The sequence below is a fragment of the Humidisolicoccus flavus genome, assembly GCF_045689595.1.
Classification (GTDB): domain Bacteria; phylum Actinomycetota; class Actinomycetes; order Actinomycetales; family Microbacteriaceae; genus Humidisolicoccus; species Humidisolicoccus flavus.
On record NZ_CP142724.1, the window covers coordinates 2,419,846 to 2,435,322 of the forward strand.

Here is a 15,477-nt window from a genome sequence, read left to right on the forward strand (position 1 = left end):
GCGCTCAGGGAGACCAGATGTACAGCGCTATTGCGCGAAATAAATGGAACACCGTCTGGATCATCGCGATCTTCATTCTCGTGATCGGTGCACTCGGACTCCTGATCTCCTACTTCTTCGACCCGAGTGGTCGGAGCTGGCTCATCGTCACCCCGATCACGATCGTCGTCGCAGGACTGTATGCGCTGTTGCAGTACTTCACCGCGACGAAGCAGGCCCTCACGATTTCCGGTGGGCGTGAGATCGGGAAGCAGGACGACCCGCGCCTGTACCGAATGGTGGAAAACCTCGCGATCGCTGAAGGTATGCCGATGCCGAAGGTGTTCATCATCGAGGACCCATCGCCGAATGCCTTCGCGACCGGTCGCGACCCGGAGCACGCGGTCGTTGCCGCGACCACCGGCCTCCTGCAGATCATGGACAACCAAGAACTCGAGGGCGTGCTCGCGCACGAGATGGCGCACGTGAAGAACTACGACATCCGCGTCACGATGATCGCTTTCGGGCTCTCCGTGGCAATCGGTCTGATCGCAGATCTCTTCCTGCGCTTCCTCATTTTCGGAGGGCGTAACCGTGGTGGAGATGCGCGCGCGAACATCATCTTTCTCGTACTCGCACTCGTGGGAGTCATCCTTGCGCCGCTCGTTGCGGTCGGTATTCGGTCTGCAGTTTCACGCCAACGTGAGTATCTGGCGGACGCGACCGGGGCGCTCACCACTCGAAACCCAGAGGGCCTTGCCCGCGCACTCGAAAAACTCCAGGCGTACGCTCGGCCGATGAAGAAGAACCATTCCTCCATGGAACATCTCTGGATCTCTTCACCTGCGGCACCGAAGATGCTCACGCGACTGTTCAACACGCACCCGCCGCTCGAAAATCGGATCGCTCGCCTTCGCGGCAACGCTGACCGCTTCTAGCCTCGAACCTCCCGCTCGCTGCTGTTCAAATGTCGAGCGGTTCACCGTAACGATCATCCAGTGCACGTGCGAGATCGCCTTGCCACCCGCTCTGTTCGCTCACGGAGACCGAGTCAAGCCCCTGCCAAGCCGCAGCACTGCGGAGCACCGGCGCGATCCGCTCCGAGATTTCAACGCTCCGAGCCTCGCTCGCGTTCTCGAGTCGCGCATGCTGGACGCGGAGCAGGCCGGACTGGCGATCGCTCTTCAAATCAATTCGGCCGACAATTTGGTCGTCGACGAGGACTGGGAGCGCGTAGTAACCGTCGGTGCGCTGCGCGGCCGGTGTGTAGATCGAAATTCGATAGTGCATTCCGAAGAGCCGCTCGAGTCGTGGGCGAAACCAGACGACGGGATCGAAGGGGGAGAACACTGTGGCCGCCCGGATCGCACGAGGCAGAGTCGCTTCATGGTGCAGGTACGCAGGCTCACCCCAGCCGTCGACGACGACGCGTCGGACTTCGCCACTGTCTTCGAGCGCAGTCAACGCTGCGCTCGTCGGCGCGACCTTCAGCCTGAAGTAGTCGCCGATGTCTTTGAGCGTGCCAATGCCGACTCGTTTCGCAGCTCGTCGGACGAGCTCGAGCTGTGCTGCTTCGCGGCTTGGCACCTCGGCCGCCGAGAGCGCGGGCACGGAATCGGTGTGGACGTACTGGCGCTCGAAGCGAGTGCGGCCGGTCGCGACGAGCTCACCGCTCGAGAACAGGAACTCGATCGCGATCCGAACATTGCTGCGCGACCACATCTGCGGTGGTCCCGTGCGCACATTCTGCGGGTGCTCGATATCGCTTGCCCGGAGTGGTCGACCGTTGGCGAATTCGGCGCGGACCTCGTCGAGTAACCCTCGATGCTCGGCGAGCCAGGACCGCCACGAACTCGAGTCGTGCTGTCTTGCTTGCTTCCACTGCCAGAGCGGAAGGTCGGTCAGCGGCAGGATTGCCGCTTCGTGCGCCCAATACTCGGAATATGAACCCAACTTCGGTCGCTTCGCATCGTGATTCAACAGCTTGTCGAGCACGGCCCGATCGTAGACGCCAACCCGCGAGAACACCGGGATGTAGTGACTCCGCTCGAACACATTGACCGAGTCGACCTGCAAGAGCCCGAGCCGATCGATCACGGACTTGAGCTTCAAGGTGCCTCGCACTGGACGTTCCGGGCCCGCAACGGGCTTGCCGATACCGCTCGCAGCGAGGGCGATTCGCCGGGCCTGAGCGGGAGTGAAGCGTCGATGAGGGAGCACGCCCCGAGCGTAGTTGGTGCCTCCGACCTCGACTGTGCGATGTTCGAGATGTTTTTCGCTGCACACGCCACGAACGGCATTGGAAGAATCGTAGAATTGCCCAATGGCGCTCTTCCGGAAACCCGCGCAAATCACTGCTCCCGATCAGAGCGATGATCTCGGCGTGCCCCGAGGCATGAGGATCGTGGGCGCATGGAGCTGGCGGATTCTCGTCATCGCCGGTGTGATCGCGGTCATCGGATTCCTGATCGATCAACTCGCGCTGATCGTCGTGCCGCTCCTGATCGCCGCACTCGTGACCGCTCTGCTGCAACCCGTCGTCGACTTCTTCGTCAAGCTGAAATGGCCGCGTGGTCTCGGTGTCGCGATAGCCATGGTGTTCTTGCTCATCGTGATCTCCGGACTGCTGACACTCGTGGTGTGGCAAATTCGTGAGGGATTCCCGGGCCTCCAGCGCCAGGCGATGCAAACGTACGTCTCCTTCAAGCAGTGGCTGCTCGAATCACCACTCCATATCCAAGACGCGGACATCACCCGTTGGCTCCAAGAATTCCTCGTGGTGCTCCAGCGCGACACCCAAGCGCTGCTTGCGAGCGCTGCGAGCTTCGGCTCTTCCCTCGGTCACGTCCTTGCGGGGCTACTCCTCACGCTCTTCGCAACACTCTTCCTCCTGCTCGACGGGAAGAACATCTGGCGCTGGATCCTCTCCGTCTTCCCCAAGCGCGCTCGTCAGGCCGTTGATGGTTCCGTCAACGCAGGGTGGGTCACCCTCGGCAACTTCGTTCGGGTGCAGCTGCTCGTTGCATTCATCGACGCGGTCGGCATCGGCGTCGGAGCGGCGATCTTGGGGCTCCCGCTCGCCGTCCCGATCGCGATTCTCGTCTTCTTCGGATCGTTCATTCCGTTTATCGGTGCAATCGCGACCGGAGCTCTGGCCGTGTTCGTTGCGCTCATCACGCTCGGCCCGATCCAGGCGCTCATCATGCTCGGAATCGTGCTCGTCGTGCAGCAGGTTGAAGGGCACGTGCTGCAACCGCTCATCATGGGAACTGCCGTGAAGGTGCACCCGCTCGCAGTCGTCGTCGCGGTCGCTGGCGGTAGCCTCGTCGCGGGAATCGCGGGTGCGTTCTTCGCGGTGCCGCTCGTCGCCTTCTTGAACGTGACGATCAAATACATTGCGAACGGGCAATGGCGTACCCATCCAAGACCAACAGTGAAGGATCTCATCTCTTGAGTTCATCGAAGATCACAGATTCGCTCGCCGGCCCAAGTCTCGAAGAGTTCTTGGCCGCTCGAGAGGTGGTCGACAAGGTCGTCCAGCGAACCCCGATGGAGGTCTCGCGCTTCCTCGGGTCGAAGCTCGGCTCGCCCGTCTTCCTCAAATGCGAAAACCTGCAGCGCACGGGCTCCTACAAGATTCGTGGCGCGGTCACGATGCTTTCGAAGCTCACGCCGGAACAGCGCGCTCGCGGGGTTGTCGCTGCGAGTGCAGGCAACCATGGTCAGGGCGTCGCATTTGCCGCCTCCGAGCTCGGCATCAAGTCGACCATTTTCATGCCCGTGGGCGTCGCGCTCCCGAAGCTCCAAGCGACAACCAATTACGGCGCTGACGTCGAGCTCCGCGGTCTCGACTTCCAAACTTCGCTCGCCGCTGCGATCGAGCATGCTGAACGCACGGGCGCAGTGTTCGTACCGCCCTATGACCACCACGACATCATCGCCGGTCAGGGAACACTCGGTCTCGAAATTCTCGAACAAACGCCGGAGGTCGACACGATTCTCGTGCCGATCGGCGGGGGAGGGCTCGCTTCGGGAGTCTCGAGCGCAGTCAAGCAGCGCGCAGCAGAACTCGGCCGCTCGGTTCGAGTGATCGGCGTCCAGGCCGAGAACTCCGCCTCCTACCCGGTCTCGATCGAAAAGGGCGAGCCGACGACGATCGATCAGAAGTCGACGATCGCCGACGGTATCGCTGTGCGTCGCCCAGGGAACCTGCCGTTCGAAGTGATCTCGCACGCCGTCGACGACATCATCACCGTCAGCGACGATGAGATCGCTCGAGCTCTCATCCAGCTGCTCGAGCGCGCAAAGCTCGTTGTCGAGCCCGCCGGTGCGGTCGGAGTGGCGGCAATTCTCAGCGGCCAACTACACGACGCCGGAACCACTGTCGCGATTCTCTCGGGCGGCAATATCGATCCGCTCTTCATGGAACGGGTGATCTCGCGCGGTCTTGCTGCATCACAGCGATACGTTCGCTTCACCATGCAGTTGCCCGACCGTCCCGGTCAGCTCGCGATCATCTCGCAGATCGTCTCTGACGAGCAGGCGAACGTGGTCGAGGTCGTGCACACTCGTCACGGCGCCTGGACCGAGATCAGCGAGGTCGGCATCGAACTCTCCGTGACAACCCGTGGACCAAAGCATGCGCAACAGGTTGTTGAAGCCCTTCGAAAGGCCGGCTACAACCCGATCGTCGGCTGAGCCAGCGAGCGGCGGGCTCCGGGCATCGGAATCAGCGCATCGCAGAGCGAAAACAATAAAGAAGGGGTCCAGCGACAGCGCTGGACCCCTTCTTCGACGTGTTCGTTGTCCCGTGCAAGGGAACGAACGTCGTGACTATGGCGTGTAGGTCTCGACCGCGTCGACCGTCACAGGAATGCTCTTGCCATTCGGTGCCTGGTATTCCGCGGAGTCGCCGACCTTCAGGCCGAGGATCGCGGCGCCGAGTGGGCTGCTCTCGCTGTACACCTCGAGGTCGTCACCGTCGTCGTGGATTTCTCGGTTGCCGACCAGGAACGTTGCTTTTTCACCAGCAATCGTCGCCTTCACGACCGTGCCCGGTTCGACTACGCCGCTCGCCTGCGGTGCTTCTCCGACCTTCGCGGTGCGGAGGAGGAGCGTCAGCTGGTTGATGCGTGCTTCGAGCTTCGCCTGCTCGTCCTTCGCCGCGTGATAGCCGCCGTTTTCCTTCAGGTCACCTTCTTCACGAGCTTCTTCGATTCGCTTCGCGATTTCAGTACGGCCCGCTCCGGTCAGCTCTTCGAGTTCTGCCGTCAAACGGTCAAACGCGTCACGACTCAGCCAGGTGTCCACGGCTTCTGCCATTGCTCTACTCCTTGATACGCGAAACCGGCCCCATTTGAGCCGGTCTATCGCACAAGTCTATTCGAGCCAGCAGCGGTAAACCAGTCCGGTCGTAGAACGCTCGCTCGTGATGAGAGAAGTGTTGTACACAGTGGTCCAACGATCGGATGGCTCAATTTCGAGAATCTTCCACCCAACGATTGTGAAGGACTCATTGAGCGCCTGCACAGCGCAGGTCACTGGAGTGCCTTCCTGCACGGAGATCTCGAACTTGATGTCTGCATGCGACTCATCGTTGACGGAGAACCCGATGTCGCGGACCTGGATCTCGTCCTCGCCGCCGCCGAGCCCGGCCCAGACAACCCACGCGATGAACACGAGGGCGACGAACCCAGCGAAGATGAAGGCGATGAGTTTCGAACGTCGTTCGCGGCCCCGAGTGCGTCCATAGCGGGCATCGAGATCGACTGACATTCGTGAACTCCCTCGTGAGTCAATAGGCTTAGAACAATCGTATTCGGCTTGAAGGGGTCTCATGGAACTGAGCTTGTTGGCAGTGCATGCGCACCCCGACGACGAATCGAGCAAAGGGGCAGCGACCTACGCTGCATACCGGGCTCGTGGTGCCGCCGTCACCGTCGTGAGCTGCACTGGCGGGGAGCGCGGTGACGTTCTCAATTCCACGCTCGTTGCACGTGGCTGGGCAGAGCGCGATCTCGCTGGTTTACGCCGGAGCGAGATGAGCCTTGCGCGCGCACACCTCGGAGTTGACCACGTGTGGCTCGGATACTTCGACTCAGGGCTGCCCGATGAAGGTGAGCCTCTGCCGCCGTTGTCGTTTGCGACCGTGCCGGTCGATACTGCCGCTCGCCCCTTGGTTCGCATCATTCGTGAGCGCCGGCCCCAGGTCATGGTGACCTACGACGAAAACGGCGGATACCCTCACCCGGATCACATCCAGACGCACCGGGTTGCGATGCGCGCTGCAGAGCTGGCGGCTGACCCGAGCTTCGAGCCCGGCCCAGAGGCCCTCGGAGAGCCGCACAGGATCGACAAGATCTACTACGACAAGAGCTTCTCCGTGGAGCGAGTGCAGGCCATTCTCGATGCGAGCGAAGCGCACCCGGAGCTCGTCGCGCCAGAACGGCTTGAGCGCCTTCGCGGGTTCATTGAACGGCTGAACCAGCCGGGTCGCGTTTCGCACACGGTGACGACTCGGGTGGAATGCGCGGACTACTTCGAGCAGCGCGATGCAGCGCTTCGTTCCCATGCAAGTCAAGTGTCGCCGGACGACGAGTTCTTCTTCTGGCCGAACGAGCTGCTGCGGACTGCTTGGCCGACGGAGGATTACGTCCTGGTGCACTCGACGGTGGAGTCAACACTTCCTGAGAACGATCTTTTTGCAGGAATCGGAGAAGCAGCATGAACCTCATTGCATTGGCACTGCCATTGGTCGACCGTCTCGGTGTCGATGAAGATCTCGTCACCCCTGGTGTTGTCGGGTTCGCAGTCACCGCGATGATTGCGGCTGCAGTGATCCTGCTGGTCTGGGACCTCAACCGCCGGATCCGCCGCACCACATACCGTGCGGAAATCCGCGAGAAAATCGCGCAGGAGATCGTCGAACGTGATGCAGCACTCGCGGGCTCCCGTCGGAGTGAATCAGCAGCTCGGGCCGCTGGCGAGGACACTGCGGACCCTGCGGACCCTGCGGCACCGACTAGAGAACCGCGATCTCAGTAGCGCGCCACCGGCCGTCGATCCCTTCGAGTCGGATCACGACCGCGCGACTCCGATTTCCACCGTGTACGACAACGGTTCCTTCAACGATGCCGTCGCAAGGGTGAAATGCTCGTGAGCCTCCGAGAGAGATGGTCGGACGCGACGGCGCTCGTCGTCGAAGATCGCGCGCGCGACGTGCGCTCACTGCACGATGCACGACGTGTCGGTAGGTGGACTCGGACACCCACCGACTGATCTGCTCTGGGTCTCGAACTCCTGCGAGAATCTCGATGATCGAGCGGGAGAGGTTTTCGAGCATGAGGCGAGGATCAGGCAGATCGCAGGTGCTCGTTCGCTGATATCCGAAGTGCTCCTCAACCGAGGCGCTCGACATTCGAGCGTGCCGTCGGACGGGGCGGATGGTGTCTACAGCGCTTGGTGCCACTGTGTGCAATGCACTCCTCCAAAGATGTTCATTCGGGCTGGACTTACGAATGACGCCCGAACGTGGTGGGGTGAATGTAGCGGCAGTGAATCCGGAGCGTCCAACGATTTGCGCCTCTGTGGACAGCGCGCGTGCGTGCGCCAAGAGCCGTTTACCCTCCTCGATATGCGATGGAATCAGCTCTTCTCCGACCTCGAACAGCAATTCGATGACGAACTCGATGCGGGTCCTCGCGAACGCCGAATCCTCGAAGAGAGAAGTCGGATTGCAGCCCTGACACTTCGAGATCGCCTGCTCCGCGCGCCTCGGAGCCTCGACCTGGTCTTGCACAATGGTGAGCGCCTGCAACTGCACCGACGAAGTATCGGGAAGGACTGGTGCAATGGCACGATCAGCGGGGGAGGCCCGATCGAGGCTGCTGCGATCGTCAGACTTCCTGCGATCGAGCGCATTCTCTTTGATGAATCGGGAATTCTTGATTCGCTCAATGACACTCGCGCTCGAGAAATCGGAGCTGCTGGACGAGTCAGTTTTGCGAACGTGCTTCGCGATCTGTGTCGACGGCGCAGCTTCGTGGACATTCGTGGCGTCGTGAACGCTACCGGCACGATCGATCGAGTCGGGGCCGATCACCTCGACCTCGCGGTCCACGAGCCGGGTACTCCGCGCACCCGACGCCACCTACAACACACGGCAGTGATCCGGCTCGACTCGATTGCCTGGGTCTGCCTCAACGACTGAGTCGCTGACGCGCGCAATCTCTCGTTTTCGCGATCCCGGTGTGGATAACTCCTCATGGCACGGCGAGCTTCATGGCACCGTAGGGGCGTTTGTGGAGAGGGAGCACATGAAGAAGCGCAAGAGAACGATGGTCTGGATCGATCCGAGATTTCTAATCGGCGGGGCGCTCGTCCTCGGATCGATCGTCGCGGTGAGTGGCTTGGTGCACGCGACAAGCGCCACTACACCGATGTACCAGGCGAGCACGACGCTGCTCCCAGGCGAGGTCATCACCGAAGAACAGATCGAAGTCGTCGAGGTCAGGCTCGGTGAGACCGAGCCCTCCTACATCGCTGCATCGGAGGACCCTGTTGGCAAGGTCGCGACAGTCACGATCCCCAGCGGCCAACTGATTCCGCACGCGTCGATTGCGAGCGAATCTTTGAGCACGCGAGTCGCGGTCGTCGTGTCGGTCCAGGGAGTGTTGCCGGCGTCCGTCACGCGCGGATCATCCGTCGATCTTTGGTCTGCCGCCGCGCTCGCAGGAGGCGCGTTTTCCTCGCCGACGGTGCTGTTGCACGACGCGATCGTCGCGGAAGTAGTCGAAGACGATGGCATCATCGCCGACCGTTCGAGCGTGCGGGTTGAATTGCTCGTTGATCGTGAAAGCGTTGCAGCTTTGCTGGCTGCGCTCGCCAACCAGGATTCGCTCTCAATCATTGCCGAGGCCTCCTGATGGCGACCTTTGCGGTTTCTGCTGCGCTTCGCCGTGAGGACGCGCTCATTCAAGACGCGGTCGCGCACGGGCACACCGTTGCGATTCGTGCCGGCAGTCCAGAGGAACTCTGCGAACGACTGCAGCACACCTCGGTTGATGTCGTTGTTGTGCAGGGGGCACCGGCGCATTGTTCGCAGTCGTTGTTGGCTGCCTGCGATTCCTTGGGCGTTCGGCTTGTGGTGATCAGTGAAAATGCGGCGGAGCGTTCGTTTGCGAAGCGACTCGGGATCCTCGATCCGGTCGATTCGAAGGCAGGCTTTGCGGCGATCGAATCAGCGATCGTCGCAGAACAACCGAGCGCTCGACCGCGACTGGGCCGGGTGATCGCGGTCTGGGGCGCACCTGGAGCACCAGGGCGCACCACGGTCGCTACGGGCCTCGCGACCGAATTTGCCGTGCTCGGGCACAAGGTCCTGCTGTGCGATGTCGATACGCATGGCGCCTCCGTCGCGACCACGCTCGGACTCCTCGACGAGGCTCCCGGCTTCGCAGCAGCCTGTCGACTCGCGCGGGCCGCAGCGCTCACCGGTTCGGAACTCGACCGAGTGAGCGACGAATTCACCGGATACTTCGGCTCGTACTCCGTGCTGAGCGGAATCTCCGCGGCGCATCGGTGGACAGAGCTGAGTGGCGACCGCGTCGAGAAGGTCATCCGCGCCTGCAGGGAATGGGCTGACATCACGATTCTCGACCTCGCCTCGAGTATCGAAAGCGACGAGGAAGTCTCCAGCGACATGTTTGCTCCTCGTCGCAATGGGGCCACCGTGGCGGCGCTGGAGGCTGCAGACACCGTTCTGGCAGTCGGCACCGGCGATCCGGTCGGGATCACGCGTTTTCTTCGCAGCTTTCGCGACCTCCAAGAGCAGATCAAGCCAGCCGAGGTTCGAGTGGTCATGAATAAGATCCGAGTGAGCGCGATGGGCCTCGCGCCGGAGCAGGCGGTGCGTCAAACCCTTGCTCGCTTTGGCGGCATCCATTCGGTCGATGTGCTGCACTTTGATCTGCGCGCCACCGACGCAGCGCTGCTGAGCGCGAAAAGCATCCGTGATGTCGCGCCGCGATCGAAACTCAGGAAAGGGTTGACCGCTCTGGCTGAGGCTGTACTGGCTGGAAGCGAGACAGGGAACGACGAGGTGGCGGCGCCCCGTACTCGGAGGGCCGCGCGCGAATCCGATCGGCCACCCCGACGCTGGTGGAAGGGTCATCTCGCACCTCGCGCGCATGTGCGCGACGTACACTGACAGAGTGTCTACACTCAGCAGCATCGTCGATAAGTACGGAACCGCATCCGACGCCGATTTGCAGTGGTTTCATCTTCTGGTGAGCGACTGGCAGCTTCTCGCCGACCTCGCATTCGCGGACATCGTGCTCTGGCTCCCCACCGGGGATGACGACGGCTTCGTTGCAATCGCGCACGCCCGACCTTCCAGCTCGGCAACTCTGTTCTACCGTGACTTCGTCGGTCAGCCCATCAGGAATTCGTGGCGTGACCAGGTCGCAGAGGCGTACACGACGCAGCGCATGATCGACACTTCCAGCCCGAACTGGTACGCCGAGAGCCCGACTCGCGTGCGGGCTGTTCCGGTGATGCGACGAATGAACTCGACCTCAGCCGAGCTCTATGAGAAGCCGATTGCGGTGATCACTCGACACTCGAACCTCGGCGATGCTCGAACTCCGAGCCGCCAGGAGATCACCTTCAACGAATGCGCGAATGACATGTTCGCGATGATCATGTCGGGCGATTTCCCTGATCTCGGTGCGCCGACAGGGCCCCGTCGAGGGGCGCCGCGTGCATCCGACGGTCTGCTCCGGCTCGACGCGAACGGCATTGTCACCTTCGTAAGTCCGAACGCTCTTTCGGCGTTCAGCCGCATGGGGTACGCGGAGGAACTCGAAGGGCGATCGCTTGCAGAGGTGACGACCGAACTCATCGGTGATTCAGACGAGGTCGATGAATCCTTGCCCCTCGTCGTCACGGGCCGAGCGCCCTGGAGAACCGACATTGAGGCGCGCGCGGTGACGTTGTCGTTGCGTGCACTGCCCTTGCGTATTCGAGGCGAACGTCTTGGGGCAATCCTGCTCTGCCGCGACGTCAGTGAGCTGCGTCACCAGGAGCAAACGCTTATTACGAAAGACGCGACCATTCGCGAGATCCACCATCGGGTAAAGAACAATTTGCAGACCGTCGCTGCGCTGCTCCGGATCCAAGCACGCCGAACGAAGAGCGATGAAGCCAAGGAGGCGCTCGTCAACGCCGAACGTCGGGTCGCATCGATTGCAGTCGTCCACGACACGCTCTCCGAGGGGCTGAGCCAGCGGGTCGATTTCGATGCGGTGTTTGATCGGACGCTCAAGTTGACCAGCGAGGTCGCTTCGATTCACAACGCGAAGGTTCGCACCGAACGGCGCGGCTCGTTCGGGGTGCTGCCGTCGGCCTATGCAACCCCGCTCGCGCTCGCACTGACCGAACTCGTCACCAACGCGGTTGAGCACGGCCTCGCAGGACGGGACGATGGCCTCGTTCGAATCACCGCGTTCCGTGATGATGACTCGCTCCGGGTGCAGGTTTGCGATAACGGTATTGGCATTCCCGAGGGCGGGGTTGGCAGCGGGCTGGGCACGCAGATCGTGAAAACGCTCATCACTGGCGAACTCTCGGGTTCGATCGACTGGGGAAAACGCGAAGCCGAAGGCACTGAGGTTGAGATCACTGTGCCGCTCATTTTCATCGACCGCCAGTAGTCCGTGCGATTGCCGAACCGGCGCAACGAAAAGCGGGGCAGTTCACGAGTGTGAACTGCCCCGCTTTTGCGAGGTGCGCGAGGTTCTAGCTTGCGCGGCGGGCTCGAGCTGCGCGGCGCTTCAGAGCGCGACGCTCGTCTTCGCTCAGGCCACCCCAGACACCGGAGTCCTGGTTGGTTTCGAGTGCGTACTGCAGGCACTGCTCAGTAACCGGACAAGAGCCGCAGACGGTCTTTGCCTTCTCGATCTGATCAACCGCTGGACCCGTGTTCCCGATGGGGAAGAAGAGTTCAGGGTCGGCCGTGAGGCAGGCTGCACTGTCGCGCCAATCCATATGGATGCTCCTTGATTGCTACTATTTGAGGGGGTTCCGGAGTACCGGAGAAAGCTTTGGGCGCTGCACAACAATGGGCGCGCACGAGACTCAATGCTCCCACAGCGGCCGCAGCGAATCAATAGGAAACTGGTTTTCAAATGACATCGACCACTCCTCGACCATGGCAGGCAAGCCTCGTCGGAGTCATCGTTTTTCTCGAAGCGTTGCTCATGCTCGGAGTCGGATTGTGGTCGATCGTCAGTGCGCTCGGTCTCGGTGCGCAGCAGCTGCTCGCCTCCGTCTTCCTCGGCGTGATCTGCTTCGGAGTCGCGTTCTGGCTCGTGCAGTGTGGCCGCGCAATTCTCGACGGGAAGCCGTGGGCTCGCGCGGGAACGGTCGCCTGGCAGGTGCTGCAAGCGGGCGTCGGCATTGGCACCTTCAATGGCGGTGAGGGCCCAGTGCTCCTGGCCTTCGCGCTCATCGTTCCAGCAGTCGTCGCGTTCGTTTTCGTCCTCCGCAAACAGTGCGGAGAATGGCTCGCTCGCGAGATGCCGAAGCGATCGTTCTAAGAAAAACGTCCTCTCAGCGGAACTGCAAGCGAGTTCGCTTTAAACGAGCCCGAGCTTCTTTCGCAGCATCGCGACATGACCGGTTGCTTTCACATTGCGCAGCGCATGCGTGAGGATGCCTTCCTCGTCGATCACGAACGTTGAGCGAATGACGCCCTCGGTGATCTTCCCGTAGACGTTCTTCTGCCCGTACGCGCCATACTCACGGTGCACTGCCAGATCTTCATCGCTCACGAGTGGGTAATCCAGGGATTGCGCGGTCTTGAACGACTCGTTCTTCGCTGGAGCATCCTTCGAGATTCCGATGACGCTGTAGCCGGCGTCCAGCAGTGAAGCCGTGTTGTCACGGAAGTCGCAGGCCTGCTTCGTGCACCCGGGAGTCGAAGCTGCCGGGTAGAAGAAGAGGATGACCTTCTTGCCTCGGTAGTCGGCGAGGTCGATGGTTTCGCCGTCGGAGGAGGGGAGTGCAAACGTGGGTGCCGTGGAGCCTGCTTCGAGAAGAGTCATGTCTCCATTTTGGCCGATTTCGATCCGAGGTTCGCACGACGTGGCGCGCATTTCGCATGTCGCTTTTTGCGTGCTATGCTCATTTGTCGGCCCACAAAGGCCATGCACCTCTAGCTCAATTGGCAGAGCAGCTGACTCTTAATCAGCGGGTTCCCGGTTCGAGTCCGGGGGGGTGTACAGAAGAGGCAGACGCCCCGTCATCGTTAGTTGGCGGGGCGTTTCCTGTTTTCAGCCACTCAAGTGCAACGCCCGAGCGCAACGCCCAAGCGCGCAGAGTGAGTTCGCGCGGCACCGTGCGCCCGCGCTCAATCGCCGAAACTGACTGTCGGGAAATGCCGACCTCGTTTGCGAATTCCTGCGCCTCCAAGCCCGTGAGCTCGCGCGCCTTGCGCAACCTGTCGGAGAGCGTCCATTGGGGCACGACCCCTGCCTGCTGAATAGTCATGTGACAAGTATATGACTTTCATTATGAGAATCAACCGTGTCTCACACTTGTCTAGAGTCAAGTGCGCCCATATGGTTTGCATATGGAAAGTTCATCCATCTCGACAAGTGAGGCTGCCCGCATCCTCGGGGTATCTCGCCAGGGAGTCCGCTACTTAGTCACGCAAGGCACCCTGCATCCGATGGCAAAGATGCCGTTTTCCCGGGGGCAGTACGTGTTTGATGTCGCAGTTGTTGAGGCCCTTGCTGAGAAACGCCGCGCATGAGCGGTTTGATCAGAGTCACTGTCGAACCGATTCCGTTCGAGTTCTTGATCGATCTATGTGAGCACTACTTCAGCCGATACGGATCGGGGGACGCCGAGTCCTGTTCTCCATTGAACCGTGACGAGAGCCTTCTGCTTGAAAATTCCGGGAGCGGTGATGGTTTCAGCCTGCGACGCGAAGATGAGTCGATTGAATTTCGAAGCCTTGAATCGCTCTTGTTCGACCTGTTCGAGCGGGACTATGAACTTTTCACCAGCGGCTATGTCACGGTCGAGACGACGCGTTTCATGGATGTTCTTCGCGTAGACCACTATCGCCACATCCATCGCCACATCAGCGCCGTTATTCATGAGTTCGAGGGCAGTTTCCTTCCTGCTCCACTCAACGACCCAACTTACGTGCCATGCCTCAAGACGCTCGTCCTTTTCCTGCCGCTGGAACGAGTTCGCTTCATGGCCGAGTTCGTTCGCCTCCTTGGCAACGGCGTTCGCGTTCACGGCCTCGGCCAGCGCTCGCTCGCTCGTTGCGTTCGCGTCCTCGGCATGTTGGTTCGCTCGCTTCGAGTGTCGGTTAGCGAAGAACGCGAACCAGGCGGAGGCGGCAGCCACGACGGCTGCTACAGCCGCTGCTACAGCCGCTATCCAGTTCGGGGTATCCATGGCGAAATCATAAGTGGTACCTCGTGAGTTGGCAGGCAACAGCGTGGGCAGACTCGCTCCCGTACGACACCACCGGAGCACTCGCAAATCGAGTACTCATCAAGATGGACGGCATCGTCTTCTGTAACGCCGTTGTTCCCGCCGAGGGCACCCTCGCGCAGTTCCCTTCGAACGCGCGACCACCGAGGACGCACCTCTTCACGTACATCATCGGCACCACGATCTACTACGGCGAAATCGAGACTGGCGGCATCATGCGATTCCGGCAGGCACCCTCGAATCAAGCCCTCGTCGTGATCCCACCGCAAGAATTCCTCGTCGTATGAGCGCCGCCGTACGCGGCAAGTACCGCATCGCCAGCGGATTCGGCTACCGCAAAGACCCCTACGGTCGAGGCACCCGTCTCAACGGTGGCATTGACATCGCAAGCGACACCCCCGGCAAAAAGGTGCCGCTCTACGCGATCCGCTCCGGATTCGTCCGAACCGGCTTTATCCCCGGCGACGCAGGTAACTACGTCTGGATCGGCAACTCGAGCGACGGATACCGCTACTGCCACCTCGACAGCTTCAACGCCCGATTCGGTCAATGGGTAGAAGCGGGCGACGAGCTCGGCGTGATGGGCATGACCGGCAGCGCGCAAGGCGTCCACGTCCACCTCGAACGATGGCTCGCGCTCAAACGCGTCGACTTCGCCGACATCCTCTCAACTCTCGACAGTAAGCCCGCACCAGCACCCTCGAAACCGCAGCCACAAACGACACCTCTGGAGGTAGGCAAATTGGCTTCCATGCTCGCAAACGACGGCGTTCACGATTACGTGTACACCGCCCTCGGATACGCACCAATCAAGACCACCGAGCACGCACGCGCGCTCCTCAAAGTTCGCGACGGCCAGCTCGTCGGGAAGGTTCCCTAAGTCACCCCTCGCGAAGCTCGCCTCGTCGAGAACGCGCTTCGCGATGTCGAGGGATACCGCAACCACCTCACCAAGATCACCCCTGAAGGAAAGACCCACTGAACAAG

General features: G+C 61.2%; 21 protein-coding genes and 1 tRNA gene. 15 read left to right on the forward strand and 7 right to left on the reverse strand.

The genetic code is table 11. The annotated features are described in order from the left end of the window. Positions 1 to 17 precede the first annotated feature (17 nt). On the forward strand, positions 18 to 917 hold the full coding sequence (locus U2H20_RS11600; protein ID WP_430592436.1) for a M48 family metalloprotease: 900 nt from the start codon (positions 18 to 20) through the stop codon (positions 915 to 917). A gap of 25 nt (positions 918 to 942) precedes the next feature. Here the strand turns inward: U2H20_RS11600 and U2H20_RS11605 are convergent, their stop codons facing one another. Then, entirely contained in the window at positions 943 to 2,199 is a 1,257-nt protein-coding gene (locus tag U2H20_RS11605; RefSeq protein WP_430592437.1) for a winged helix-turn-helix domain-containing protein, read from the reverse strand. Between the two features lie 103 nt (positions 2,200 to 2,302). Between U2H20_RS11605 and U2H20_RS11610 the strand changes: the two genes are divergently transcribed. Both U2H20_RS11610 and ilvA read left to right on the forward strand, forming a co-directional pair. Further along, entirely contained in the window at positions 2,303 to 3,433 is a 1,131-nt protein-coding gene (locus U2H20_RS11610; protein WP_430592438.1) for an AI-2E family transporter, read from the forward strand. Further along, positions 3,430 to 4,677: a threonine ammonia-lyase gene (gene ilvA / locus U2H20_RS11615; protein WP_430592439.1), complete on the forward strand. Its 1,248-nt coding sequence runs from the start codon at positions 3,430 to 3,432 to the stop codon at positions 4,675 to 4,677. Before U2H20_RS11610 ends, ilvA begins: the two co-directional genes overlap by 4 nt. Positions 4,678 to 4,812: 135 nt before the next feature. Here ilvA and greA read toward each other — a convergent pair whose 3' ends face one another. Both greA and U2H20_RS11625 read right to left on the reverse strand, forming a co-directional pair. Further along, positions 4,813 to 5,301, reverse strand: coding sequence for a transcription elongation factor GreA (gene greA / locus U2H20_RS11620; protein WP_430592440.1), 489 nt, complete (start codon positions 5,299 to 5,301; stop codon positions 4,813 to 4,815). A 57-nt stretch (positions 5,302 to 5,358) separates the two neighbouring features. Next, complete coding sequence (locus tag U2H20_RS11625; RefSeq protein ID WP_430592441.1) at positions 5,359 to 5,754, reverse strand: DUF4307 domain-containing protein; 396 nt, start codon at positions 5,752 to 5,754, stop codon at positions 5,359 to 5,361. Between the two features lie 61 nt (positions 5,755 to 5,815). Here U2H20_RS11625 and mca point away from each other — a divergent pair, with 61 nt between their 5' ends. Both mca and U2H20_RS11635 read left to right on the forward strand, forming a co-directional pair. Continuing rightward, a complete protein-coding gene (gene mca, locus U2H20_RS11630; RefSeq protein WP_430592442.1) occupies positions 5,816 to 6,706 on the forward strand; it encodes a mycothiol conjugate amidase Mca in 891 nt (296 codons plus the stop codon). Next, positions 6,703 to 7,023, forward strand: a complete 321-nt coding sequence (locus tag U2H20_RS11635; protein WP_430592443.1) for a hypothetical protein — start codon at positions 6,703 to 6,705, stop codon at positions 7,021 to 7,023. The genes mca and U2H20_RS11635 overlap by 4 nt, the downstream gene beginning before the upstream one ends. Here U2H20_RS11635 and U2H20_RS11640 read toward each other — a convergent pair. Further along, positions 7,001 to 7,447, reverse strand: coding sequence for an Rv3235 family protein (locus U2H20_RS11640; RefSeq protein WP_430592444.1), 447 nt, complete (start codon positions 7,445 to 7,447; stop codon positions 7,001 to 7,003). The genes U2H20_RS11635 and U2H20_RS11640 overlap by 23 nt on opposite strands. Positions 7,448 to 7,612: 165 nt before the next feature. On the opposite strand from U2H20_RS11640, the gene U2H20_RS11645 reads away from it, so the two are divergent. The 4 genes from U2H20_RS11645 (at position 7,613) to U2H20_RS11660 (ending at position 11,690) form a co-directional block, all read left to right on the forward strand. Further along, on the forward strand, positions 7,613 to 8,188 hold the full coding sequence (locus U2H20_RS11645) for a hypothetical protein (protein ID WP_430592445.1): 576 nt from the start codon (positions 7,613 to 7,615) through the stop codon (positions 8,186 to 8,188). Positions 8,189 to 8,294: 106 nt separating this feature from the next. Next, positions 8,295 to 8,903 carry an SAF domain-containing protein gene (locus U2H20_RS11650; protein WP_430592446.1) on the forward strand — a complete coding sequence of 203 codons (609 nt, stop codon included), beginning with the start codon at positions 8,295 to 8,297 and terminating at the stop codon, positions 8,901 to 8,903. Further along, complete coding sequence (locus U2H20_RS11655) at positions 8,903 to 10,186, forward strand: AAA family ATPase (protein WP_430592447.1); 1,284 nt, start codon at positions 8,903 to 8,905, stop codon at positions 10,184 to 10,186. The genes U2H20_RS11650 and U2H20_RS11655 overlap by 1 nt, the downstream gene beginning before the upstream one ends. Before the next feature lie 4 nt (positions 10,187 to 10,190). Then, the gene (locus U2H20_RS11660) at positions 10,191 to 11,690 is read left to right on the forward strand and encodes a sensor histidine kinase (protein ID WP_430592448.1); all 1,500 of its coding nucleotides are present in this window, start codon (positions 10,191 to 10,193) and stop codon (positions 11,688 to 11,690) included. Positions 11,691 to 11,775: 85 nt separating this feature from the next. On the opposite strand, the gene U2H20_RS11665 is transcribed toward U2H20_RS11660, so the two are convergent. Beyond that, positions 11,776 to 12,024, reverse strand: coding sequence for a WhiB family transcriptional regulator (locus U2H20_RS11665; RefSeq protein ID WP_430592449.1), 249 nt, complete (start codon positions 12,022 to 12,024; stop codon positions 11,776 to 11,778). Positions 12,025 to 12,164: 140 nt separating this feature from the next. Between U2H20_RS11665 and U2H20_RS11670 the strand changes: the two genes are divergently transcribed. After that, positions 12,165 to 12,575 carry a hypothetical protein gene (locus tag U2H20_RS11670; protein ID WP_430592450.1) on the forward strand — a complete coding sequence of 137 codons (411 nt, stop codon included), beginning with the start codon at positions 12,165 to 12,167 and terminating at the stop codon, positions 12,573 to 12,575. A 39-nt stretch (positions 12,576 to 12,614) separates the two neighbouring features. Here U2H20_RS11670 and bcp read toward each other — a convergent pair whose 3' ends face one another. Next, positions 12,615 to 13,082: a thioredoxin-dependent thiol peroxidase gene (bcp, locus tag U2H20_RS11675; protein ID WP_430592451.1), complete on the reverse strand. Its 468-nt coding sequence runs from the start codon at positions 13,080 to 13,082 to the stop codon at positions 12,615 to 12,617. A 104-nt stretch (positions 13,083 to 13,186) separates the two neighbouring features. On the opposite strand from bcp, the gene U2H20_RS11680 reads away from it, so the two are divergent. Then, a tRNA-Lys gene (locus U2H20_RS11680) sits at positions 13,187 to 13,259 on the forward strand. On the opposite strand, the gene U2H20_RS11685 is transcribed toward U2H20_RS11680, so the two are convergent. Then, positions 13,225 to 13,527, reverse strand: a complete 303-nt coding sequence (locus U2H20_RS11685) for a helix-turn-helix transcriptional regulator (RefSeq protein WP_430592452.1) — start codon at positions 13,525 to 13,527, stop codon at positions 13,225 to 13,227. The two genes, U2H20_RS11680 and U2H20_RS11685, sit on opposite strands and share 35 nt — an antisense overlap. An 82-nt stretch (positions 13,528 to 13,609) precedes the next feature. Between U2H20_RS11685 and U2H20_RS11690 the strand changes: the two genes are divergently transcribed. The 4 genes from U2H20_RS11690 to U2H20_RS11705 are packed head-to-tail and all read left to right on the forward strand — an operon-like array spanning position 13,610 to position 15,370. Then, on the forward strand, positions 13,610 to 13,792 hold the full coding sequence (locus U2H20_RS11690; protein WP_430592453.1) for a helix-turn-helix domain-containing protein: 183 nt from the start codon (positions 13,610 to 13,612) through the stop codon (positions 13,790 to 13,792). Next, positions 13,789 to 14,478: a hypothetical protein gene (locus tag U2H20_RS11695; RefSeq protein ID WP_430592454.1), complete on the forward strand. Its 690-nt coding sequence runs from the start codon at positions 13,789 to 13,791 to the stop codon at positions 14,476 to 14,478. Before U2H20_RS11690 ends, U2H20_RS11695 begins: the two co-directional genes overlap by 4 nt. Then, positions 14,475 to 14,777: a hypothetical protein gene (locus U2H20_RS11700; RefSeq protein ID WP_430592455.1), complete on the forward strand. Its 303-nt coding sequence runs from the start codon at positions 14,475 to 14,477 to the stop codon at positions 14,775 to 14,777. Before U2H20_RS11695 ends, U2H20_RS11700 begins: the two co-directional genes overlap by 4 nt. After that, positions 14,774 to 15,370 carry a M23 family metallopeptidase gene (locus tag U2H20_RS11705; RefSeq protein ID WP_430592456.1) on the forward strand — a complete coding sequence of 199 codons (597 nt, stop codon included), beginning with the start codon at positions 14,774 to 14,776 and terminating at the stop codon, positions 15,368 to 15,370. The genes U2H20_RS11700 and U2H20_RS11705 overlap by 4 nt, the downstream gene beginning before the upstream one ends. The last annotated feature ends 107 nt before the right edge of the window (positions 15,371 to 15,477 follow it).